This window comes from Salinicoccus siamensis (assembly GCF_055391965.1).
This window is the reverse complement of the sequence record NZ_AP043765.1, coordinates 1,839,991-1,861,431: the sequence shown is the minus strand read 5'-3', so window position 1 is coordinate 1,861,431 and position 21,441 is coordinate 1,839,991. Positions and strand designations below refer to the sequence as shown.

Annotated in this window: 27 protein-coding genes and 1 riboswitch; of the genes, 21 read left to right on the top strand and 6 right to left on the bottom strand. The window is 48.4% G+C overall.

Annotation, left to right across the window (positions count from 1 at the left end; translation table 11 throughout):
- The first annotated feature begins 98 nt into the window (after nt 1-98).
- The 3 genes from ACZ5LF_RS09510 to ACZ5LF_RS09500 are packed head-to-tail and all read left to right on the top strand — an operon-like array spanning nt 99 to nt 2,909.
- Nucleotides 99-1,643, top strand: a complete 1,545-nt coding sequence (locus tag ACZ5LF_RS09510; RefSeq protein WP_380569953.1) for an NAD(P)H-hydrate dehydratase — start codon at nt 99-101, stop codon at nt 1,641-1,643.
- Nucleotides 1,640-1,972 carry a hypothetical protein gene (locus ACZ5LF_RS09505; RefSeq protein WP_380569952.1) on the top strand — a complete coding sequence of 111 codons (333 nt, stop codon included), beginning with the start codon at nt 1,640-1,642 and terminating at the stop codon, nt 1,970-1,972. The genes ACZ5LF_RS09510 and ACZ5LF_RS09505 overlap by 4 nt, the downstream gene beginning before the upstream one ends.
- A gap of 13 nt (nt 1,973-1,985) precedes the next feature.
- The gene (locus ACZ5LF_RS09500; protein ID WP_380569951.1) at nt 1,986-2,909 is read left to right on the top strand and encodes a prenyltransferase; all 924 of its coding nucleotides are present in this window, start codon (nt 1,986-1,988) and stop codon (nt 2,907-2,909) included.
- 104 nt (nt 2,910-3,013) lie between these two features.
- On the opposite strand, the gene ACZ5LF_RS09495 is transcribed toward ACZ5LF_RS09500, so the two are convergent.
- Nucleotides 3,014-3,922, bottom strand: coding sequence for an EamA family transporter (locus ACZ5LF_RS09495; protein WP_380569950.1), 909 nt, complete (start codon nt 3,920-3,922; stop codon nt 3,014-3,016).
- A 117-nt stretch (nt 3,923-4,039) separates the two neighbouring features.
- Here ACZ5LF_RS09495 and ACZ5LF_RS09490 point away from each other — a divergent pair, with 117 nt between their 5' ends.
- Nucleotides 4,040-4,597 carry a thioredoxin family protein gene (locus ACZ5LF_RS09490; RefSeq protein WP_380569949.1) on the top strand — a complete coding sequence of 186 codons (558 nt, stop codon included), beginning with the start codon at nt 4,040-4,042 and terminating at the stop codon, nt 4,595-4,597.
- Between the two features lie 39 nt (nt 4,598-4,636).
- Here ACZ5LF_RS09490 and ACZ5LF_RS09485 read toward each other — a convergent pair whose 3' ends face one another.
- Complete coding sequence (locus ACZ5LF_RS09485; RefSeq protein WP_380569948.1) at nt 4,637-5,401, bottom strand: ABC transporter permease; 765 nt, start codon at nt 5,399-5,401, stop codon at nt 4,637-4,639.
- Nucleotides 5,398-6,102, bottom strand: a complete 705-nt coding sequence (locus ACZ5LF_RS09480) for an ABC transporter ATP-binding protein (protein ID WP_380569947.1) — start codon at nt 6,100-6,102, stop codon at nt 5,398-5,400. Before ACZ5LF_RS09480 ends, ACZ5LF_RS09485 begins: the two co-directional genes overlap by 4 nt.
- Before the next feature lie 306 nt (nt 6,103-6,408).
- Between ACZ5LF_RS09480 and ACZ5LF_RS09475 the strand changes: the two genes are divergently transcribed.
- From ACZ5LF_RS09475 to ACZ5LF_RS09455, 5 genes are all read left to right on the top strand, one after another.
- On the top strand, nt 6,409-7,257 hold the full coding sequence (locus ACZ5LF_RS09475) for a DUF72 domain-containing protein (RefSeq protein ID WP_380569946.1): 849 nt from the start codon (nt 6,409-6,411) through the stop codon (nt 7,255-7,257).
- Nucleotides 7,258-7,326: 69 nt separating this feature from the next.
- Nucleotides 7,327-8,148, top strand: coding sequence for a sulfite exporter TauE/SafE family protein (locus tag ACZ5LF_RS09470; RefSeq protein ID WP_380569945.1), 822 nt, complete (start codon nt 7,327-7,329; stop codon nt 8,146-8,148).
- 10 nt (nt 8,149-8,158) lie between these two features.
- Nucleotides 8,159-9,475 carry a bifunctional metallophosphatase/5'-nucleotidase gene (locus ACZ5LF_RS09465; RefSeq protein ID WP_380569944.1) on the top strand — a complete coding sequence of 439 codons (1,317 nt, stop codon included), beginning with the start codon at nt 8,159-8,161 and terminating at the stop codon, nt 9,473-9,475.
- A gap of 47 nt (nt 9,476-9,522) precedes the next feature.
- A riboswitch (Lysine riboswitch) is annotated at nt 9,523-9,687 on the top strand.
- A 99-nt stretch (nt 9,688-9,786) separates the two neighbouring features.
- Nucleotides 9,787-11,379: a Na+/H+ antiporter NhaC family protein gene (locus ACZ5LF_RS09460; protein ID WP_380569943.1), complete on the top strand. Its 1,593-nt coding sequence runs from the start codon at nt 9,787-9,789 to the stop codon at nt 11,377-11,379.
- Nucleotides 11,380-11,633: 254 nt separating this feature from the next.
- Nucleotides 11,634-12,026, top strand: a complete 393-nt coding sequence (locus tag ACZ5LF_RS09455; RefSeq protein ID WP_380569942.1) for a YutD family protein — start codon at nt 11,634-11,636, stop codon at nt 12,024-12,026.
- A 65-nt stretch (nt 12,027-12,091) separates the two neighbouring features.
- Here ACZ5LF_RS09455 and ACZ5LF_RS09450 read toward each other — a convergent pair whose 3' ends face one another.
- Nucleotides 12,092-12,358, bottom strand: coding sequence for a DUF3055 domain-containing protein (locus ACZ5LF_RS09450; protein ID WP_380569941.1), 267 nt, complete (start codon nt 12,356-12,358; stop codon nt 12,092-12,094).
- Nucleotides 12,359-12,448: 90 nt separating this feature from the next.
- Between ACZ5LF_RS09450 and ACZ5LF_RS09445 the strand changes: the two genes are divergently transcribed.
- The 5 genes from ACZ5LF_RS09445 to ACZ5LF_RS09425 all read left to right on the top strand — a co-directional run bounded on the left by ACZ5LF_RS09445 (nt 12,449) and on the right by ACZ5LF_RS09425 (nt 15,248).
- The gene (locus ACZ5LF_RS09445; protein WP_380569940.1) at nt 12,449-12,880 is read left to right on the top strand and encodes a DUF86 domain-containing protein; all 432 of its coding nucleotides are present in this window, start codon (nt 12,449-12,451) and stop codon (nt 12,878-12,880) included.
- Nucleotides 12,870-13,643, top strand: a complete 774-nt coding sequence (locus tag ACZ5LF_RS09440; protein WP_380569939.1) for a TIGR01457 family HAD-type hydrolase — start codon at nt 12,870-12,872, stop codon at nt 13,641-13,643. Before ACZ5LF_RS09445 ends, ACZ5LF_RS09440 begins: the two co-directional genes overlap by 11 nt.
- Complete coding sequence (locus tag ACZ5LF_RS09435) at nt 13,644-14,600, top strand: 2-hydroxyacid dehydrogenase (protein ID WP_380569938.1); 957 nt, start codon at nt 13,644-13,646, stop codon at nt 14,598-14,600.
- Nucleotides 14,601-14,661: 61 nt separating this feature from the next.
- A complete protein-coding gene (locus ACZ5LF_RS09430; RefSeq protein ID WP_380569937.1) occupies nt 14,662-14,802 on the top strand; it encodes a hypothetical protein in 141 nt (46 codons plus the stop codon).
- The gene (locus tag ACZ5LF_RS09425; protein ID WP_380570020.1) at nt 14,754-15,248 is read left to right on the top strand and encodes a biotin transporter BioY; all 495 of its coding nucleotides are present in this window, start codon (nt 14,754-14,756) and stop codon (nt 15,246-15,248) included. The genes ACZ5LF_RS09430 and ACZ5LF_RS09425 overlap by 49 nt, the downstream gene beginning before the upstream one ends.
- A 36-nt stretch (nt 15,249-15,284) precedes the next feature.
- Here ACZ5LF_RS09425 and ACZ5LF_RS09420 read toward each other — a convergent pair whose 3' ends face one another.
- Nucleotides 15,285-15,590 carry a YuzD family protein gene (locus tag ACZ5LF_RS09420; RefSeq protein WP_380569936.1) on the bottom strand — a complete coding sequence of 102 codons (306 nt, stop codon included), beginning with the start codon at nt 15,588-15,590 and terminating at the stop codon, nt 15,285-15,287.
- A 97-nt stretch (nt 15,591-15,687) separates the two neighbouring features.
- On the opposite strand from ACZ5LF_RS09420, the gene ACZ5LF_RS09415 reads away from it, so the two are divergent.
- On the top strand, nt 15,688-15,930 hold the full coding sequence (locus ACZ5LF_RS09415; protein WP_344703381.1) for a NifU family protein: 243 nt from the start codon (nt 15,688-15,690) through the stop codon (nt 15,928-15,930).
- 57 nt (nt 15,931-15,987) lie between these two features.
- On the opposite strand, the gene ACZ5LF_RS09410 is transcribed toward ACZ5LF_RS09415, so the two are convergent.
- A complete protein-coding gene (locus ACZ5LF_RS09410) occupies nt 15,988-17,046 on the bottom strand; it encodes an NAD(P)/FAD-dependent oxidoreductase (protein ID WP_380569935.1) in 1,059 nt (352 codons plus the stop codon).
- A 103-nt stretch (nt 17,047-17,149) separates the two neighbouring features.
- Between ACZ5LF_RS09410 and ACZ5LF_RS09405 the strand changes: the two genes are divergently transcribed.
- The 6 genes from ACZ5LF_RS09405 to ACZ5LF_RS09380 all read left to right on the top strand — a co-directional run bounded on the left by ACZ5LF_RS09405 (nt 17,150) and on the right by ACZ5LF_RS09380 (nt 21,413).
- Nucleotides 17,150-17,413, top strand: a complete 264-nt coding sequence (locus tag ACZ5LF_RS09405) for a DUF1450 domain-containing protein (RefSeq protein ID WP_344703377.1) — start codon at nt 17,150-17,152, stop codon at nt 17,411-17,413.
- Between the two features lie 58 nt (nt 17,414-17,471).
- On the top strand, nt 17,472-17,831 hold the full coding sequence (locus ACZ5LF_RS09400) for a HesB/IscA family protein (RefSeq protein ID WP_380569934.1): 360 nt from the start codon (nt 17,472-17,474) through the stop codon (nt 17,829-17,831).
- Nucleotides 17,832-17,955: 124 nt separating this feature from the next.
- Nucleotides 17,956-19,167, top strand: a complete 1,212-nt coding sequence (locus tag ACZ5LF_RS09395) for an NAD(P)/FAD-dependent oxidoreductase (protein WP_380569933.1) — start codon at nt 17,956-17,958, stop codon at nt 19,165-19,167.
- Nucleotides 19,168-19,230: 63 nt separating this feature from the next.
- On the top strand, nt 19,231-19,548 hold the full coding sequence (locus ACZ5LF_RS09390) for a YuiB family protein (protein WP_380569932.1): 318 nt from the start codon (nt 19,231-19,233) through the stop codon (nt 19,546-19,548).
- Between the two features lie 10 nt (nt 19,549-19,558).
- A complete protein-coding gene (locus tag ACZ5LF_RS09385) occupies nt 19,559-21,046 on the top strand; it encodes a leucyl aminopeptidase (RefSeq protein WP_380569931.1) in 1,488 nt (495 codons plus the stop codon).
- Nucleotides 21,039-21,413: a hotdog fold thioesterase gene (locus tag ACZ5LF_RS09380; protein WP_380569930.1), complete on the top strand. Its 375-nt coding sequence runs from the start codon at nt 21,039-21,041 to the stop codon at nt 21,411-21,413. The genes ACZ5LF_RS09385 and ACZ5LF_RS09380 overlap by 8 nt, the downstream gene beginning before the upstream one ends.
- Nucleotides 21,414-21,441: the final 28 nt, after the last annotated feature.

The following is a 21,441-nucleotide window of genomic DNA, read 5'->3' as shown; positions in this document are numbered from 1 at the left end:
TACTGCTATTGGAAAACTTAAATGAGTTCAGATTATATGTAAATTTTTATTTTCCCTTTAGGAGTGTATAATGGCATATAAGATGGAGGAGGGATCTGATGAAGATAGTAGGCAGAAGGGAAATGCAGGAAATCGAGCGCCACGTCATTGAAAATATAGGGTTGCCGGGTAAGGTGCTGATGGAGCTTGCCGGCAATCATGTCGCTGAAGAAATAGAGTCAGCCTATCCCGACCAGAACACTTCCGTCATGATACTGCTTGGTTCAGGGAACAATGCCGGCGATGGGTTCGTCATTGCCAGGCGCCTGTTTGATGCAGGATATGAGCCGATGGTATGGCTTCTCGAGAAACCCGAAAAGCTTAAGGGGGATGCCCATCTACAATATAAGGTCTATTCAGCGAGAGAATTGTCCCTACACCACTTGGAAGACGGAGAGGAGCGTATGGGGGCGGACCTGAGGAAAGCTGAAGTCGTCATCGATGCGATGCTCGGTACAGGTGGAGAAGGCCCGGTGCGCGAGCCGATCAAACATGTCATTGAAGCGGTGAATGATAAAGTGGATGGAGAAGTTATTGCAGTGGATATTCCATCGGGCCTGTCATGCGACACGGGCGAGGTAACGGATGTTGCCATACAGGCAAATATTACATATACGTTCGGTTTTCCAAAACGCGGCTTCTTTCTGCAACAGGGACCGTCCATTATAGGCAGATGGCAGGTGAAAGATATTTCCATCCCCTGCTCCATTGCAGAAACCGTCAAATCCAATCTGCCTGAAGTCGTCACCCCCGAACGCGCGCAAAAGGCACTGCCGGCACGTTATCAGTTTGGACATAAGGGGACGTTTGGCCATGTGCTTGTTGTAGGCGGCTCAAAGCCCTATATCGGAGCCCCCTTGCACAGTGCCGAGAGTGCTTTCATGACAGGTGCCGGGCTTGTAACGTTGCTTGTGCCTGAGGATATATATACGGCCGTAGCCAGTCAGAACAAGAATGCATTGCTCCGCACACTACCTAGTGAAGCCGGCCATTTCAGCAGTACCGTTACGGAAGGTATCCCCTTCGAAGATCTGGACGTCCTGGCGGTCGGTCCTGGCCTTGGCCGCTTTACTGGTGGACAAGAATTTCTACAGCGTCTAATGGAAGGGTGCACAGGACAGCCTATCGTCATCGATGCCGATGGTCTCTACCATATAAAGGATCAGCTCGGTAGAATCTCCGAATACGCAGGCGAGGTCGTCCTGACCCCGCATCCGGGGGAGATGGCCATGCTCCTTGGCAAGGAAGTTTCAGAAGTAGAAGCTGATAGGTTGGGCATCGCTCATGAATTTGCCCAAAAATATGGTGTCAATCTGGTCCTCAAGGGCCATCGTACCGTCATTGCGACACCTGATGCCCTGCTGATCAATCAAAATGGTAATGACAGCCTCGCTAAAGGGGGGAGTGGTGATGTGCTGACTGGTATGATCGCTTCTTTCCTTGGACAGGGGGCCAGCCTATTGGATGCCATGACAGCAGCTGTCCACCTTCATGCAACAGCCGGTGAATCAGCAGCCATCCGCCTATCCCATTATAGCGTGACCCCAGAAGATGTGATGGCCGAAATCAGATATATCATGAAGGAATGGGAGGTAGGGAAATGAAGGAGAAGGCATTAAAGAGTGGTAACGGCAACCTTTTTAAAAATGATGTGCCGACCACCGGCAAGCTGCACCTGACGTCTGAAGCCATTTATCATATTCCTCAGGCAATGAATCTGGACCGTAAAGAGACCAAGATAATGCTGGATGAAATAGAGCAAGTGGAAGTCATCAACTTTAGGGTGTTGAAGCTGATACCGATCACTAATGGCCTGCAGATCACACTGAGAGACGGGAGAGATCTGAAATTCGTAGTAAACGGGAGGAAGAGATGGAAAAAGCATATAGAGGAGGCGCTCACCCACCGCAGGTTCAGTGATTCGATAAAATAAAGGGGGAACTCAGATGACGCAAAGGGGCTTCAGTCTCAAAGGACTTAAAATGGTGGTCAGAGCAATAGCAGTGGTGACCTCAAGCATAGCAGCAATCATCTCTACAGCATTGCCGCTTCTGCTGGGCTATGATGTCACGGTACTCGGCCTATTTGGTCTATCCCTGCTGCTTGTCACAGGTGCACTCCTCGTACACGGTGTGCTGGCCCATGTATTGAATGATCTGATGGACTTCGAATCAGGTACCGATCAGGCCAGTCCTGCCTTGTTGTCCGGTGGCAGCCGCGTCATCCAGGATGGTGTAATGTCTCTTGGGAGTCTGAGGCGGATGGCGGTTTTAGCAACCATCATACTTCTATCTGCCGGGCTCCTTTTTATGGTGCTGGGCCAATTCAAGCTTGTCATCTTGACGCTCATCGGCATCTGGGGTGCTGTAACCTATTCAACCAGACCGTTCATCTTTGCCTATCGGCCGTTCCTTGGAGAATGGGTCAGCCTATTCCCGTCCATGCTGCTGCTTGGTTTTGCAGCGCCATGGATCATGCTGGATTCCGTTCCATTATGGGCTTGGCAGAATGCCACGATAAACGCGCTTTGGTGCATGGCATGGGTGATGGTCCACCACATCCCTGATTTGAATGCTGACAGGAATGCTGTTCCAAAGAAGCGGACGTCGGTCGTCTGGTCGGTCGAACGCTATGGCCTTTATCGGGCGGGACTTCCTGCCCTGATTTATCTCATATTGGTTTTCATCATCGTCACGACAATGATATCAGGTCGGCCGATTGGGGCAGTTGGTGCATTATTGATGCTCGGGTATGCCATCTATCTGATTTTAAGCATGGATGTAAAAGATATCGAACAAGTTACGCAACGTGAAAAGGTATTGCTTCTGCTCGCCATGAGCACTGCGGTATGGTTGGGAATATTCTATTGATATATGGAAGATAACGAATCATCGGCAGCTGCTCTGCCTTATGGGTATGGACATAAAAAAATCGGACCTTGATGGTCCGATTTTCTTCAAGCTGTAATGGGCGTTCATGCTGCCTCTTTTCTCCCTGTGGAAATGTAGATGGCGACCCCTAGTATGATGATGATGCCAGCCACCTGGTACCAGCCCATGCTTATGTTGAGCCAGAGGACCGAGCTCACCACAGCTGAAGCAGGTTCCACTATGCCAAGGACTCCCGCTTCCTTCGAAGAAAGGTGCTTCAGGCTGCTGATATAGAGCAAGAAGGCAAGGGTAGTGCCTAAAAGGACGGAGAGCAGGAGGATGATCATGAGAGTAGGTGTCCAATCAAAGCTGAAGTCGAAATCCCATACAGGATGGATGAAATTCATCGCTATGCCGCCGATGAGCATTGATCCCCCGACCAGTTGCAGGGGGTGCAGCCTATAGAGCAGCACTTGGGCATGCAATGTGTAGTAGGCGAGCGCGATGCTGGAGACGATGCCCCAAAATAGTGCCGGCCGCGGTACGATGAGTGTAGTCAAATCACCGTTTGTGGCAATCAGTACTACACCTGTAATCATGCCAATAATGATGAAGGCATCTGCCGTTGTCCACTTGGCATACTTTCTGATGATCAGCCACATTATGATGTAGATGGGGCCGGTGTATTGAAGGACGGTCGCTATAGCGGCGTTACCGTAACCGATTGCCGCCATGAATGAATACTGCACCATAGTCATCCCGAATAGACTGAAAATGATCAGCATCAACAATGTTCTCCAATCAAGCCTTACGGGTTGATGCTTCCTCGAAAATAACCAATAGGCACTAAGCAGGATGATGCCGCTTACAGTCAATCTGAATGATACATACCATTCCACCGTAACCGGAGTGTTCCTGAATATGTAGTCTGCGGCCGTGCCACCGAGCCCCCATAAAGCGGCCCCGATCAGAACAAATATTAAACCTCTTATATGTTTTACTTCTGAATCCATTTACACTTGCCTCCTTTTGCATTATGCAAAGCATAGTCCAACATTTTTCCAAATTCAATAGGAAAAGCATTTTAAATGATATACTGCAGATATATCATTTAAAATGGAGGGGTAAACATGGCACTTGATCAGTGGTTCAGCCAGGCAATTGCAGCTGAAACCTATATTGAAGAGATGCAGAAGCATAGAGAGAACCTGCAGGAGGTATATGATGCCTTCGACATACCTGATGACGCGTCATTTTTCCTGGAATTGGAGAAACAGAATCTACGGGTGATCGCCATCACCGAAGACTGGTGTGGGGACGCGATGATGAACATACCGATATTGATGCATTTAGCCGAGAAGAGTCATATGCCGGTCAAGATGATACTGAGGGACTCGAACCTTGAATTGATGGATCAATATTTGACGAATGGAAAGTCGCGTTCGATTCCGATATTCATCTTCATCGACGAGAATGGTCAGGAAGTGACACATTGGGGGCCGCGGGCAGAAGCGGTGGAACAGGAAGTGTCAGAGATGAAAAGCCAACTTCCGGATAAAGATGACCCAGAACATGAGAAAGCCTTCCATGGCCTCATCACCAAGCTTACAGAACGCTTTACTTCTGATGCTGAATTTTGGCACGCCACATATGACAGCATCAAGGCAGAGTTGCAGAAGAGCTTATGATGACAAAAGGGCACACCCACTAGGTGTGCCCTTTTACGTTTATTTCGAGTTGTATGTGAGACCTATGAACTGCATCTTCTGGTTGAACAGCTTCGGATAGGACATATAGCCTACCATGACGGAAGACAGTGAAGCTGTAGTCAATATCAGGAACAGGACCAGCAACTGGTACATGACCGCTTCTATCGGATCGGCGCCGCCGATTATGAGTCCACTCATCATGCCCGGCAATTGGACGAGTCCCATGGTCTTTTGGGCTTCGATGGTGGGGATCATGCTTGTCTGGATGGCGGATTTCAGACTTTTGTCTATAGCCGTCTTAGGTTTCCCGCCCATTGAAAGGATGAGTTCGATTGTTTCATCGCTGCGTTCGACTTCATCTTTAAATTTATTTAAAAATAGGAGAGACAGTACCATACAGTTGCCGATGACCATTCCGCTGATTGGAATGACTTCTTCAGGAGTAAAGGGGATGATGCCGAAGCCGAGCATGATTCCCATCGTGACCAGTTCGACCAGGACGAGCGTGATGACGATCATCAAGGTGATGCCTGGTATCCCTTCCCCTTTTTTGATGACGTTCTGCGTTGCGGCCGCAATCATCAGCATGATCATCAGAATGATGAATATGACACTGCCACTTTCAAAAACGAAGGTCAATATATAGCCGATGATCAGCAGTTGGATGATCGAACGGATGGTGGCGATTATGATATCCTTCTCTAATCCAAGTTTAAGGAAAAGCGTAAGAACTAGAGGGATTGCGATAAAGACCAGGGACAGAGAAAGCTGGGCGAATGTCATAATTCCTCCCCTTCCACAAATTTTTGTACCAGCGGATTGCTGGATTCGTCGATGAATGAAGCATCGCCAAATTCGATGAGTTCCCCTTTACGGAGGAACCACATATCGTCACTGACACGCCTTGCCTGGTCCAGGTCATGGGTGATCCATATGACGGTCACATCATGTTTCCGCTGGAGTTTGATGATCATGCGCTCGACCTCTTTCACCATTCGGTAGTCGAGGCTTGAGGTGATTTCATCGAGAAGCAGAACTTCCGGCTGGTTGACCAATGTACGGGCAATCGAAATGCGGCTTTTCTCCCCACCTGATAAGGAGCGGATGTCCTGATCCAGCGGAATATCGCCGAGATCGACACCATCAAGGAGTTCAGTGGCGTACGCTTTGTCCAGGGATTCATTGAATATCGCTTTAGGGAGGTTGATGTTATCGTACACTGTGCCACCGATCATCGGTGCGCTCTGGAAAGCCATCCCTATCTTCTTCCTGAGTTCTATCATATCCATGTTACGGATGTTTTCGCCTCTGAAGAATATCTCTCCTGAGTCAGGGGACAACAATCCGTTTATATGTTTCAGGCACGTCGTTTTGCCGGCGCCGCTCGGGCCGACGAAAGTGGTGATGCGCCCTTCTTTGAAGTGGCCGGTGATGTCATGCAGAATGTCCTTATAGCTGACGTTGCTGAATTCTATTATGCTCATTGGATTGTGCTCCTTGTATTATAGAATTATGAACCGTAATCATTATCATGAAGAAAAGACTGGACCGCGCGTCGGGCAGATATGGCGGTATCTTGTTATTATCGTCGGGTGACAGAACAGTTTCCCAGTTTACTTTATGGTACTGGATTTCGCCAACTTAGTGAAGCACCGTTGTTATTTATAATCATTATAAAATAAATGATAACATGATTTGCTGTGATTATAAATGTCGGTATTGAATTTTTTCACCTTACGCCTAATATAATTATGCGTGGGGGATATGGTATAATGAGGTAAGGTGATTTTATGATCTATATCGGTTTGACAGGGTGGGGCGACCATCATAGCCTATATGCCGACCTGACAAATAAAAAAGATAAATTAACGGCTTATGCCTCTCATTTTCCCATTGTTGAACTTGATGCTACATACTATGCCATTCAACGCCATACGACAATTGAGAAGTGGTGCAATGAAACCCCGGAACGCTTCAAATTCATCGTCAAAGCACACCAGTACATGACAGGACACAGTGACTACCGCGATCATTACGATTCCATAAAAGATGTATTTGCAGCCTTTCGTGACATGTTGAGGCCGATGGGGCAGGCTGGTAAGCTCAGCTTTGTCCTGCTGCAGTTCCCGCCATGGTTTGACTGCACCAGCAGAAACATTAAATACGTCAAGTATGCCAAAGAACAATTGGCCCCTTATAAAACTGCTGTCGAATTCAGGCACCAATCCTGGTTTACGGAACAATTCAAGGAGGATACGTTGGCATTCTTGCATGCCAATAAAGCCATCCATACAATCTGTGATGAACCGCAGGCAGGTATCGGCAGCATACCCTTCGTCAACCGGGTGACGGATGAGACAGCGTTCATCCGTCTGCACGGCCGTAATGTACACGGGTGGACCCAGAAGGACCGCTCGAGTGAGGAATGGCGCAATGTACGCTACCTCTATAATTATAACGGTGTAGAACTTGAGTGGCTGAAAAGGCAGGTAGAGATACTGCGCCACAAGACGAGGGAGATCCATATCATTTTCAACAATAACTCCGGCGGACATGCTGCCGGAAACGCCCAACAGTTCATGGAACTGATGGGAATACGCTACGAGGGACTCTCCCCCAGGCAGCTGAAACTGTTCTAGTTGATTTGGAGCAAGCATGTCATGATAATGCCCAAGGTTGCCCTTCGGGCCCTTGAAGGAGTGATGCTTATGGAATATATCATCCTTATAATGATTGGTCTGATGGCCTCTGCCCTTGGTGCACTTGTAGGCATCGGTGGTGGTGTCATCATAGTGCCGCTGCTCATTTTCTTCGGCATCAATATGGGTATCCTTGACCGGATAACACCACAGAGTGCCGTTGGTACTTCGAGCATAATATTGATCGTCATCGGCTTGTCGGCGATGATTTCCTATGGACGGAGTAATCAGGTGGATAAGAAAAACGGCGGCTTGTTCCTGATCGGCATCATGCCGGGAGCCTTCATCGGCTCCTATGCGAGTCGTTTCTTCACAGTGGATAGCTTCAACCTATATTTTGGCATCTTTCTCATCTTCTTAAGCACCTTACTTATCGTCAGGGACCGCATCAAGCCAATTTCAATTTTTCAGGATGAACGTTACATGGAACCACATGTGGATAATATGGGGGATGTGCACCATTATGGTTTTCCGGCTTATATCGCAATCATTTCAACTTTCATAGTAGGATTCTTCACCGGCCTTTTCGGTATCGGTGGAGGTGCACTCATGACGCCATTGATGCTTCTTGTTTTCCGTATGCCGGCAACAATCGCAATCGGGACCAGCATGATGATGGTGTTCTTCTCTGGAAGTGCGGCCGCATTCGGCCATATACTGCAGGGCAACGTCGATGTCTGGTATGCTGCCTTCATCGTACCTGCTGCCTTCCTCGGTGCCAAGATCGGGGTGATGGCGAATCGGCACTTCAACTCCGACTCGCTGGTTGTCGTCCTACGTACAGTGCTGCTGCTGCTTGGTGTCTACATGATTCTAAAGACCATCCTATAGAGGTGATTCAATGGAATTGAAACTTTTCCATACTAATGATATACACAGCAACTTATATAACTATAAAAAGATCAGTGACTTTCTGATCAACAAAAAACAACAATATAAAGATCACATGGTCTACGTCGATCTTGGGGACCATACCGATCGGGCCCATCCATATACCGAAGCGACACTCGGCAAAGGAAATGTCGAGCTGCTGAATGAAGCGGGTTGCGAGGTGGCGACGATCGGCAACAACGAAGGCATCACCTTGCAGAAAGAGGAACTTAAGACGCTATATGATGATGCTACCTTCGACGTCATCTGTGCCAATTTGCGGGAAGTGGGCAGTGCCCACCCTTACTTCAAACCTTACGTCATCAAGGAAATTAAAGGGATAAAATTCGGTTTCATCGCGGCTACAGTTGAATTCACGCCCTTCTATAAGGCACTCGGGTGGGAAGTGTCCGAAGCCTTCGACTGGATCCTCCATGCAATCCGGGAAATGAACACTGAAGTCGACTGCATCATCATGATGAGTCACCTTGGCCGTTACGATGATGAATCCCTTGCTATGATGTTCCCTGAAATCGATGTGATATTAAGTTCCCACACCCATCACCACCTTGAGGAAGGGGAGTGGGTCGGCGATACGCTGCTTGCGGCTGCCGGACGGTTCGGTGATTACGTCGGAGAAGTTACGCTCGATTTTGAAGCAGGCAAATTGGTGGATAAGCAGGCTCGTCTGTATAGCACTGACCTTCTGACGGGAACGGAAGATAAGTATTATGACAGGGGGCGCCAACTGTTGTCGACAGTCGTCAGGCATGATGTGGCGCCTATAGAAAGGCGGCTCTATTCGACAGGAAGATTCATCTCCAGACTTGCCGAAATGCTGCGGATATTCACAGATAGTGATGTCGGTCTTCTGCATACGGGGTTGATTGCGAAATCGTTTGCCGGCGGTGATCTGACCGAATACGATCTGCATAAAGTATTGCCCCATGCCATTAATGCTGTACAGATCGAATTGACTGGGCGTGAGCTGAAGGAAGTGTTCAACCAGGCCGCCCAAAATGAATTCAAGGATGAAATAGTACGTGGCCTTGGCTTCAGGGGGGATATATTCGGCTGTTTCGTCATGGATAACATCGGATACGTACAATCTGAACGGGAATACTACATCAACGGTGAAGTAATACAGGACCGTAAGACCTACAAGCTTGGAACATTGGATATGTATACGTTCGGCAGGATATTCCCCCAGTTCCGCTATTCCAATAAAGTCTATAAGATGCCTGAATTCCTGAGGGACATCGTAAAGATGTATGCCGATAAACTGTAGTTGTAATATGATGTGTATGTGCTATAATGTCATGTATTAACTTAATAACCGAAAGTAGAGGTTGCAACGACCAATAGTACCGGAAAGGAGCAGACATGCTTTGATGTTCCGGGAAAGGGGAAGTTGCCGAAGAAACCGCCTGGTAGGGGGGTATTCTGGGATCCGGTTCAATAGACCAGGTACTATCATTACGATGATGCGCTACGTAATTGTGAGGGACGTCACAGTGGCTGATTCTGTAATGCTGCTGTGGCGTCTTTTTCTTTATCATCGTAAAATCACATTCACATTTTTAATTGGAGGTTAAAAATATGCAGAGCATATTGAATTGGGAGTACATATCACTGATTCCCCCGTTACTTACATTACTGCTGGTCTTGTTGACGCGTAAGGTGGGCATCAGTCTGGGGATAGGCATAATAACATCGGCACTTGTCGTGGCAGGTGCTGACGTGACCGGCACTTTAGGTGTCATATGGGACGCTTTTCTGCTTATCTTCATAGACGGAGGCAGCATTAATACGTGGAACGCTTTCATCCTTATATTCTTAAGCCTCCTTGGCATCATGACTGCCTTCATGAACATGTCCGGTGGTGCGAAAGCCTTCACGGCCTGGGCATTGACGAAAGTGAAATCCAGAAGAGGGGCGACATTTGCTACAGCGCTACTTGGGATCATCGTCTTCATCGATGATTATTTCAGTGCATTGATCGTGGGTCAGGTAGCCAAGCCGCTCACTGATAGATATCAGGTTTCACGCGCGAAATTGGCCTATTTCATCGACACGACAGCCTCTCCCGTTTCTGTTGTGTCACCGATCTCCAGTTGGGGGGCAGGCATAATGGGACTTGTGGCGCCCCTGATAGCTGCAGCCGGGATGGTCAGTGTCACGCCATTTGAAGCGTTCATCTATATGATCCCGATGAATTTCTATGTCATCACGGCAATTGCGATGATGTTCATCGTCATCTTTGTCAAGTTCGACATCGGTGCGATGAGGAAGCATGAAACCCGTGCGATCCAGGATGGAGAGCTGTTCGGTAGTACACGTGAGGTTCCGGGTGAGACGGATGAAGACTTGCCGGTCTATGAGAAAGGGTCGGCCAAGGCGCTCATCGTACCGATATTGGGTCTTGCTGCGACAGTCATCGTATTCATGTTCATAACAGGGGTGATCGCAGGTGGATCATTTGACGTCTTCAGCATATTCGAGAACACTATGGTGACACACTCCCTCGTCCTCGGGGGAATCGTCGGGCTTGTGCTCAGCCTGTTCTATTATTTCAGGTACACAAGAAAAGACGAACATTTCGGCAAAACTGAAATTTGGCTGGGCATCAAAACGGGTTTCATGGCGATGTTTCCAGCCATTCTGGTCCTCACACTCGCTTGGATGATAGGGGATCTGATCGGTCAAATCGGTACAGGGGAATTGCTTGGTGGCATGGTTGAGAGTTCCAATATGCCGACCAGTGTACTTTTGGCGGTTGTCTTCATTGTGGCATGCCTGATGGCATTGGCCACCGGTACGAGCTGGGGTTCTTTTGGAATACTGATTCCGATTACCGGTGAGATCATGATCTCCCTGAATGAAACAGAGCTGTTGCTGCCGAGCATCGCGGCTGTACTGGCAGGTGCCGTGTTCGGGGACCACTGTTCACCGATATCCGATTCGACCATACTGTCCTCGACCGGTGCCGGATGCAACCATATCGTCCATGTGCTCACCCAGCTGCCATATGCAATCGGTTCTGCATTGATTGCGACAGTGGGTTACCTGGTGCTCGGATTCACATCGAGTCTACTGCTATCACTCGGAGTCATTGCAGTACTGTTGATACTGGTCGTGGCCGTATCGAAGTTGACCAATTCACCAATAGAAGAAAGGGGCTCTGAAGTCTAGCACATAAAAATCCCCGTCTTCAGCCTGAAGAAGAGGATTCCATCAATCTGGTAAAATATCCTGAAGCATCACATGAAGTCCCGCTTAATATGATAATATGAATTTAATGCTTGAATTATAAGGAGGATGCACGGCTCTCTGAAAAGCGTGCAAGTATTGTCAGGCAGGACAAGCGGTGTGCTCTGTTCATCATATGGATGGCCAGGTGATGCCGAGGCAAGCCGAAAGTGATGAAGTATTGAAGGGTGATTCAAATGATTACAATCGATCATATGCATTTTGAACTTATAGAAGATTACCGTGAAGCATTCGATGAGGCTCAATTCGAAGGGAAATACAGCGAGGTCCTGAACAAATACGACTATATAGTAGGGGATATCGGCTATGAGAAGTTGAGATTGACCGGCTTTTATCGGGACAGTAAAAAGAAGGTTGAGCCTGACAAGAAATTCAGTGCCATTGAAGACTACATCAGTGAATACTGCAACTTCGGCTGCGCCTACTTCGTGCTCCGCAAAGTGCCGAAGTCCGAACTGAAGGAGCAGGTGGAGGAAGGGCAACAGGGAAATGATGTTGGGCCCGCAGACCCTGAAGAAAATGAGACGGATAAAAAGACATTGGCAGGCCACCTGACGCCTGAGGAATGAGACAGACAACAAGAAAGCCTGCTTCCCTTAGGGGATAAGCAGGCTTTTTTAGGCAATGCAGGCATTTAGACGATGACTTCCGACAGGAAAGACTCGACCTCAGCCGCCTGATCGTCATCATAGTCGAGGATATGGGCGATATATCCCGGTTCCTCGAGGTCATCACTGCCGATTATTCCAAACCGGCTACTTTGGGTATTCAGCACAAGACTTTTGCCGAAATAGCGGCCTGTCTGTATAATGGCCAGGTCATAACGGCCATGCTCACCGACGAAACTGACATATCGCGTCTGGGTATCTTCTACATCATCATAAAGAAAGAAGTCGATCAAAGGGGTATCCTCCAGTTAAAGTTATTGGGATTATGCTATCATATTAATAAGGACGTTACAAAATTATCGTGATTGGAAGTGGCTTGGAACATGTATTTTGTAGATAAGGATATACTGAACGAACGCCTCATGTACGTAGAGGAATTGACTGGAACATTCGAGAAAGTAGATGGGCTGGCATTGGAACGCACGTGCCATATGCTGATCGAAGCGTCGGTCGATGTCGGTAATATGATCATTGACGCTTTTATATTGAGGGACCCCGGCAGTTACCAGGATGTCATGGATATAATGGAAAACGAAGGCGTGATCCCCAAAGAAGATAACGAACGTTTCCGTGCTACGTTCGAATGGCGGAGCGAGCTGACACGTAACTATACGCGGCTCAACCATGACCAGATGAAACGGGATTTCGCCAGTAATCTATCCGCATACAGTGATTTTAAGCAGAATGTCCTGAACTTCTTTGAAAACGAAGGACAGGCTATTACAGCGTTCAAGGGGGATGACCATGACGTATGAAGGCTACCTCATTGACCTGGATGGCACCATGTATAATGGTGGAACGGTCATAGAAGGTGCAATCGATTTTGTAGACAGGCTCAACAAAGCCTCGATCCCTTATGTATTTTTGACCAATAATGCGACGAAGACACAGGAAGAGGCTGCCCAGAAGCTGATTGACATGGGGTTTGATATTCATCCCCGAACGCTATACACTTCAACCATGGCGACTGTCGATTATCTGAGTGCGGCCCACCCGGGGGCTGCGGTTTATGTTGTTGGCTCAGATAGCCTTAAATATTCACTGGAATCAGCCGGATTCAAGATTATCCAATCGGCAGATGAGCATGCCGATTACGTCGTCATGGGCCTGGATATAGACATCAACTACGGAAAGTTATCGGAAGCCGCCTTGTTGATTGCTGCAGGCGCAACATTCATATCCACAAATCCCGACCGCAAATTTCCAACGGAAAGAGGTCTTGTGCCCGGGAATGGCGCTTTGGCTGCTGTACTCACCAGTGCGACGGACGTAGAACCAGTCACTGTGGGCAAACCATCAGGAATTATACTGGAAGCGGCGATAAAGGCACTGGGGCTTCAAAAGGAGCGTGTACTACTCGTTGGAGACAATTACGATACAGACATCAAGACAGGACTGGAAGGTGGTGTGGACACGCTCCACGTGGACACAGGGGTGACCTCGAGCGAACAGGTCAGGCAACAGCCCATACAACCGACCTTCATGATTGAAAATCTCAAGGGATGGAGTGTTGAATAGATGAAGAAGATCGTCATTACAAGAAGGATCAATCCGGCTATGGTCGACAAGCTGAAAAAGGACTTTGAAGTGGTGGTGTGGGACGAGGACAACACACCGATGCCGCGGCAGAGATTTTTGGAGGAGACGAAGGACGCTCACGGTGTCATGACCATGCTGAGCGATAAAGTCGATGAAGAAATGCTTAACGGCGCCCAGAATTTGAAAGTCGTCGCAAACTTGGCGGTCGGCTATGATAACATCGATCTCGAAGCTGCGAAGTCCCATGGTGTAATCATCACCAATACCCCTGACGTCTTGACGGAGACGACGGCAGAGCTTGCCTTCACGTTGATATTGACTTCGGCACGGCGCGTGCTGGAGGCGAACCGCGAGCTGATGGCCGGGGAGTGGTCGGGATGGAGTCCTTATCATATGGCAGGCACAGATGTCTTCGGCAAAACGGTTGGCATATTCGGGATGGGCTCGATCGGTGCTGCTTTTGCACGTCGCCTGAGTGGCTTCCGTACCAAGATCATCTACCATAACCGCAGCCGTTCAGAAGCAGCCGACGAATTGGGGGCTGAGCTGGTCTCTTTTGAAGAACTTATGGCAGAATCCGATTTCGTCCTATGTGCAGCACCGCTCACCGAAGAAACAAGGCATCGTTTCGATAAAGCGGCCTTCGATAAGATGAAGCGCAGCGCCTTCTTCATCAATATCGGCCGGGGCGCGCATGTAGTGGAGGAAGACTTGGCTCAGGCTGTCCGAAATGGTGATATCAAAGGCGCAGCATTGGATGTATTCGAGAATGAGCCGATCAGTGACGCCCATCCATTTACAGACATTCCGAACATGACACTCCTGCCCCACATCGGCAGCGCTTCAGTAGACACGAGGAACAACATGATGAACCTATGCGTCAACAACATCATGGAAGTGTTAAATGGCGGTAAACCGATCACCCCAGTAAGATAAAAAGCCTGTGGGCTTTTTATTTTAGACATATCGTCAACCAATTTTAATTAAAGGGTAACAATTGTTCGGCGGAAGTGGTATCATACTCATAAAGAAGAGGAGGGAATCATGTCTACAAAACATCTTGTCTATGTCGCAGTCTTCGCGTCACTCATCGCAATCGGTGCCCAAATCCGCATCCCATTGGGGCCGGTGCCCCTGACTTTCCAAGTTCCAATGGTTCTGCTCGGGGGGCTGCTGCTCGGCCCGAAATTAGGAGCTTTGAGCGCCTTCGTCTATATGCTCATGGGTCTCTTTGGCCTTCCGGTCTTCGCCGGGGGTGGAGGCATCGGCAGCATATTTTCGCCCACATTCGGCTTCATAGTGGGATACATACCCGCCGCTTGGTGTGCAGGGTTTGGCCGTGTCCATCAAGTAACCACCCTCAGAAGCCTCAGCTTTACATTTGCAGCCATCCTGATAATCTTTTTGAGTGGGTTATTGTATTTCATGTTCGCGATGAACATCTTTTTGGAGACTCCGGTGAATGCAGCCGAAGCCTTCAAGTTGGCGGTGTTGCCTTTCATCCTGAAAGATTTGGCAGTTGGGGCGGCGACGTTCCTATTTGCGAAGGCATTAGTAAGTCGTGGATTGAATATTGCAATATAAGAAAACAGGGTGCCGCTCCGGCACCCTGTTCTAGCATCATTTCTGTTCGATTGCCCGTTGGATCGGCTTCAATTGGACATGGCCATCCTGGATGATGTCATCGTTGATTGTGACGAGTGGATAGAACAGCTCATCATCGTTTATCCGTTCGATGATGTCAGCATCATAATCCGAAAGGTTTTCATCATGGTCCATATCTATATAATTGAAGTGGAGGTCATGATCTGGGTATTTGCGGTTCAGCACCGCCTGGAGCCATTCGTAGGTATCCCTCGACCCCGGCGCGTTCACACAGCTGGCACAGATGACATCGCGGCCATAGACGTTGATAGCATATTTCATTGAATAACATCCGCCTTTCTGATGATGGATTTTTCTTTCCAAATCCATTATAATACATATATAAGTTAATTGCGTAAGAAGAATAGGAGTGAATGGAATGACTACAGGACAAGATACAATGTACGAACGAGTAGATGAAGTACTGGATAAATTGCGTCCGTTTCTGCTGAGGGATGGTGGGGACTGCGAACTTGTGGATGTTGAGGATGGCATCGTCAAATTGCGCCTTCTGGGTGCATGCGGCACATGCCCAAGTTCCACAATCACACTCAAGGCAGGCATCGAGCGTGCTCTCCTTGAAGAAGTTCCAGGATTTGTAGAAGTGGAACAGGTCTTTTAAAATAACAACAGCCCCTGCACTCGCGGGGGCTGTTGTTTCATTTAGCTGTCCATGAGTCTAGACCCCGAGCTTGTACATCCATAGCACACCGCTTTTCAGCATGCGGGCGATACGTCCGGTGACGGTCCTTTCCCTAAGGTAGGCAAAGCCTTCTTTTGAACCGAGCGAGCCGAGGATTCCCTGCATTTTGATGTCGGGCATTTCCTTTGGCAACGGCTTATCCTTGACGACTGCCTCGATGATTTCGGCAATCTGCTCTGCCTGGCCTTCGGCCACTTGAGCCGAAGGTGCGTGCTTGAGTGCCGCCGAGTCTCCCACGACATACGCATCTTCAAAACCTGGTATCTGGTGATATTGGTTCAATACCACACGCCCCCCAGACCCGAACTCTACAGGAAGGTTGCGCACGACTTCAACAGGCTGGACCCCTGCAGTCCATATCGACATGTCGAGGGCATGGGAGGCGTCATTGTTGTAGACTGTATCGGCTGCCACTTCAACAATGTTGGAATTCGGGATGACTTCAACGTCATTATCGTCAAACCATCTTTTGACGTACGCGCTGAGACGTTCAGGGTACATCGGCAAGATCCGGTCTCCCCGGTCGAAAAGCCGGATTTTGAGGTCTTCACGTGCTTCACGAAGTTCGCTTGCTATCTCGATGCCGCTTAGGCCGGCACCGATGATGCCCACTTTCGAGCCGGGTTCCAAGTCGCCGATCTTCTCGTAGGTGGCACGGGACTGCCTGAGGCTTTGGATGCTGTACGTATGTTCAGCAGCCCCCGGCACCCCGTGGTATTTATCTTCACAGCCAAGGCCGATGACGAGCATGTCATAATGGATCGTCTCCCTTTCAAGGGTCACAGCCTTCTTTTCGAGATCGATGCCGGTTATTGTATCAAAGAGCACTTTGACGTTCTTGTCGTCAGGAAAGTCCATCCGGACTTTGGTCTCGCTTTTGGTGCCCGCCGCGAGCGCATAGTATTCGGTCTTCATCCCGTGGAAGGGATTCACATCCACCAATGTGATGGTATATCCGGAAGGGAGCTTAGGAGCTATACGCTGGATGAAGCGCATATTTCCGTAACCGCCCCCAAGACAAACGATATTCTTCATAGTCAGTACCGCCTTGTTTTTAAATTCTAGTATATCCATTATAATAGTTAAGTATATAAACTACAATGAATGGAACTAATATATAGTGGAAAGAAGGATAATAATGTTCACTCTCGTCGAATTCTGCTCATCCAATATGCTGAAGGGCACCGAAGACATCTACCAAAAACTCGATGAAGATCCAGGCATAGACGTGCTCGACTACGGCTGCCTCAACAATTGCGGTTTGTGCAGTAAGGCGTTCTTCGTCTTGGTTGATGGCGAGATAGTCAGTGCAATGACGGCAGATAAGCTGCTTGAGAAGATATATAAACGCATAGAGAAGAACAATGAAAAGCTGGAAAAGGAATTTGATGATTTGAGTTGATCGCCCCAGTGCTTTATAATCAACAGTATAATATAATAGAAACTAAAGAGGTGACGGTATGTCTCATATAACATTGACTGAAAGCGCAGCCTACGAAGTGAAGGATATGCTCGAGCAGAACGATATGGAAGACGGATACCTCAGATTCAAAGTGCAAGGTGGCGGCTGTACAGGCTTGACCTATGGCATGGGTGCCGAAACCGAGCAGACTGATAAAGATGAAGTATACGAATTCTATGGCGTGAAAGTGCTTGTGGACAAATATGATATCCCAGTAATCGACGGGACGGTAATAGACTTCAAACAGTCGTTGATGGGTGGCGGCTTCACGATTGAAAATCCAAATGCCACGCTGTCTTGCGGATGCGGTTCCTCCTTCCGCACCAAAGAAGTTGCCGGGGAACCGGGAGATTGTTAGAATCTGCACTGAATCACTTGAAATATGTGAAAGAAATCGCTAATATTATATAAGAATAATATTAGCGATTTTAGTTGTGGCAATGTTTATCGGAATAAATAACGAGAGAAAAGGTGACGTTACAATGAGTTTTGAAAGAAAGAAGATTCTTGTGTTGGGTGCAGGCTATGCAGGATTGCAGATGGTTTCGGACTTGCAGAAGAAGCTATCCTTCCAAGATGCCGACATTACGCTGATCAACAAGAATGAGTATCATTATGAATCTACTTGGCTACACGAGACGGCTGCTGGCACCATGGAGTGGCAGGACGGCGTCTATCCTATAAATAAGGTGATTGATGCCCAGAAAGTGGTTTTCGTACCTGCTGAAGTGACTGCCATCAATAAAGATGAACAGACCGTCGAAACGACACATGGCAATTTCGATTATGATATTCTCGTGGTCGCACTTGGGTTCGAAAGCGAAACATTCGGCATCGATGGCATGGCAGACCATGCGCATTCCATCGTCAATCCTCAGACTGCGGTCAAGGCCTACCGCGAGATAGAAGAAAACATCGCCAACTATAAGCGTTCCAATGACCAGAAGGATCTCTCCATACTGGTTGGGGGTGCTGGATTCACAGGCATCGAATACTTGGGCGAGCTTGTTGAAAGTGTACCGGAACTGTGTGAGAAATACGGCGTCGACTACAACAAAGTCAATATCACCTGCGTTGAAGCGGCACCGAAAATGCTGCCGATGTTCCCGGAAAATCTCGTACAGTATGCAATGAAATTCCTTGAAGACCGTGGCGTCAAATTTATGGTCAATACACCTATCGTCGCTGCCAACGAAGATGGCTTTGTAGTTGAAGTGAATGACGAAAAACAGCAGCTTGAAGCGAATAGTGTCATCTGGACTGCAGGTGTACGCGGCAGTAAGCTCATGGATGAAACCTTCGAAGGCGTAAAGCGCGGTCGTCTTGTAGTGGAACCTGACCTGACGGCAAAAGGATACGACAACATCTATGTCATAGGTGACGTTGCAGCTGTCATGAACGGTGAAGGTGAAAATGCGCGTCCTTACCCAACTACTGCGCAGATCGCGATGCAGCTTGGGGAACACACTGCAAAAAACATCGAATTGACATTGAAGGGCGAGAAGAAGGAACCATTCGTGTTTTCCGATAAAGGCACGGTATGTTCACTCGGTTCGAACGATGGCATAGGCCTTGTTTTGGGACGCGAGATAAAAGGCAAGAAAGCAGCCTTCATGAAACGCGTAGTCGATACAAGGGCAGTCTTCAAAATCGGCGGTCCGCTCCTCGCGTATTCGAAAGGTAAAATGTTCTGATAAATCGATAGTACAGGCATGGGTATTTTATGCCCATGCCTTTTTCAGTTGGAGGTCAAATAAATGTCAATAATACAGCTAGCCATATCCATGCTGTTATTTTTTGTGCTGTTCTACGGCATAAGCTTCATCCTCAATATGATCCTGAAAATGACATGGTTGATGGTGGGGATCTACCCAATCATTGTATTGCTCATCGTCGATGGCATATCGACGACCGAGTATCTGACGAATACTGCGGGGGCGTTCAGTACGCTTGGGGAACACCTCGTGAATTTGCAGCTTGCAGATATACTGATGCTTGGCAGCGGCCTTGTCGGGACCATACTTGCAGGAATGACGATACGTTATCTGCGCAACGCCGGGTATCAGATGTTCTAGGGGGGATAAAATGAAATTTCAATATCGTGATAAATATATCGCTACGGATGAGCCGATCATCATCGGCCTGCCGAAGGACCCGGCAACACTGTTGAATTTTGAAGAAGTGGATACCTTACTTAATGGCCAGCTTGAAGAGATGGTCGAGAAGGGCATCCTGTCTGCAGAATTCAAGAAAATCACCGCGACAGGCGTCCATATTCAGCAGGACTACAGAAAGGTAGTCGCAATCGGCCTAGGCGATCAGGAGGCCTCTGAAGGTACAGGGATGCTGGAAGTGTTCGGGACGCTGTTCCAATATCTGAAGCAGTGTGACATCGCCGAAGGACAGATTCTAATGGACACGTTCGAGGTTAAGGGACAGAATTCGGCAGAGGCGCTTGCAATAATGTCAGAAGCGAGCATATATGAGTTCTATTCCTATAAGACAAATGCAGGCCCGGGTTTTGCTGAGACAGCCCATTTCTCATTGACCGGCACACGCGACATCAAAAATGATGTCGCGTACTACAGCACTGTTGGGGAAAGTATAGCATTGGCACGCAATTTCAGTGAAACACCGCCAAACATCATGACGCCTGAACACATGGCGGGGAAGATTGCGGATATCTTCAGTACCCATGAACATGTCACCGGAGAAATTAAAGATGAGCAGGTGCTGGAAGAGGAAGGGTATGGTCTGATCATGGCCGTAGGTAAGGCTTCCGAGGCGAAGCCAAGGCTGGTCACGATCGAATATGCGCACCCTGAGGCGAAAAACCATAAGCCGGTTGCATTGGTCGGCAAGGGTATCACGTTCGATACTGGAGGCTACTCTATCAAATCCAAGACGGGGATGCCTGAAATGAAGTACGATATGAGCGGCGCTGCGAATGTCATCGGCATGATTCATGCGATTTCTAAAATGAAGCTTCCGGTCCACGTCATAGCCGTCGTGGCCCTGGCTGAAAATATGGTTGATGGCAATGCGATGCGCCCTGATGATGTCTACACTTCCTATAGCGGCCAGACGGTTGAAGTGAAGAATACGGATGCGGAAGGCCGACTCGTGCTGGGCGATGCAGTATTCCATGCTTCACAGTATTCCCCATCAATCATTATGGATTTCGCCACATTGACGGGTGCGGTGGTGGCAGCGCTCGGTACTGAACGGACGGGGATATTTACAAATAAATCGAATGAATTCCTAAAACCGCTGATGGAGGTGTCGGAACAGACCGGTGAAGCAGTATGGCAATTGCCGATTTCTGACGTGGAAGAGCGCAATGTCCGCGCATCAGCTGTAGCTGACTTGACCAACCATGTTGAGAAGCCGGGGCGGGCTTCATTCGCAGCATGCTTCATCAAACAGTTCGCCAACGGCACACCTTGGATCCATTTCGACATAGCAGGGACGGGCACTGTAGATTCACCGACCGCGTTCGGTCCGAAAGGGGCCACTGGGGTCATGATACGTACCATCGTTAAACTTTTTGAAACGGGGGAAATACATGAATAGCGGATTGATAGCGCTCTTGTCGATAGAAACGGTGCATGAGGAACCTGGTTTGATGATCATGGAGATGCCGGTTACCGAAAAGGTCTTCCAACCTTTCGGCTACCTGCATGGTGGCGCCAGTGTCGTCCTTGCCGAAACCGCAGCGAGTATGGGGGCCACCTCCCTTGTCGGAGACGATGAAATAACGTTTGGTATGGAGATCAACGCCAATCATATGAAGACCAAACAATCCGGCACGCTCACGGCAAAAGCCAAATGCCGGCATCAAGGCCGGACGACCCAAATATGGGAAATTGAAATCACCGATGAAGTAGATGAAATTGTCTGCCTATCAAGGTGTACGATGGCAGTCAAAAAGAAAAGATAAAAAAAAACGATGGATAATTTATCCATCG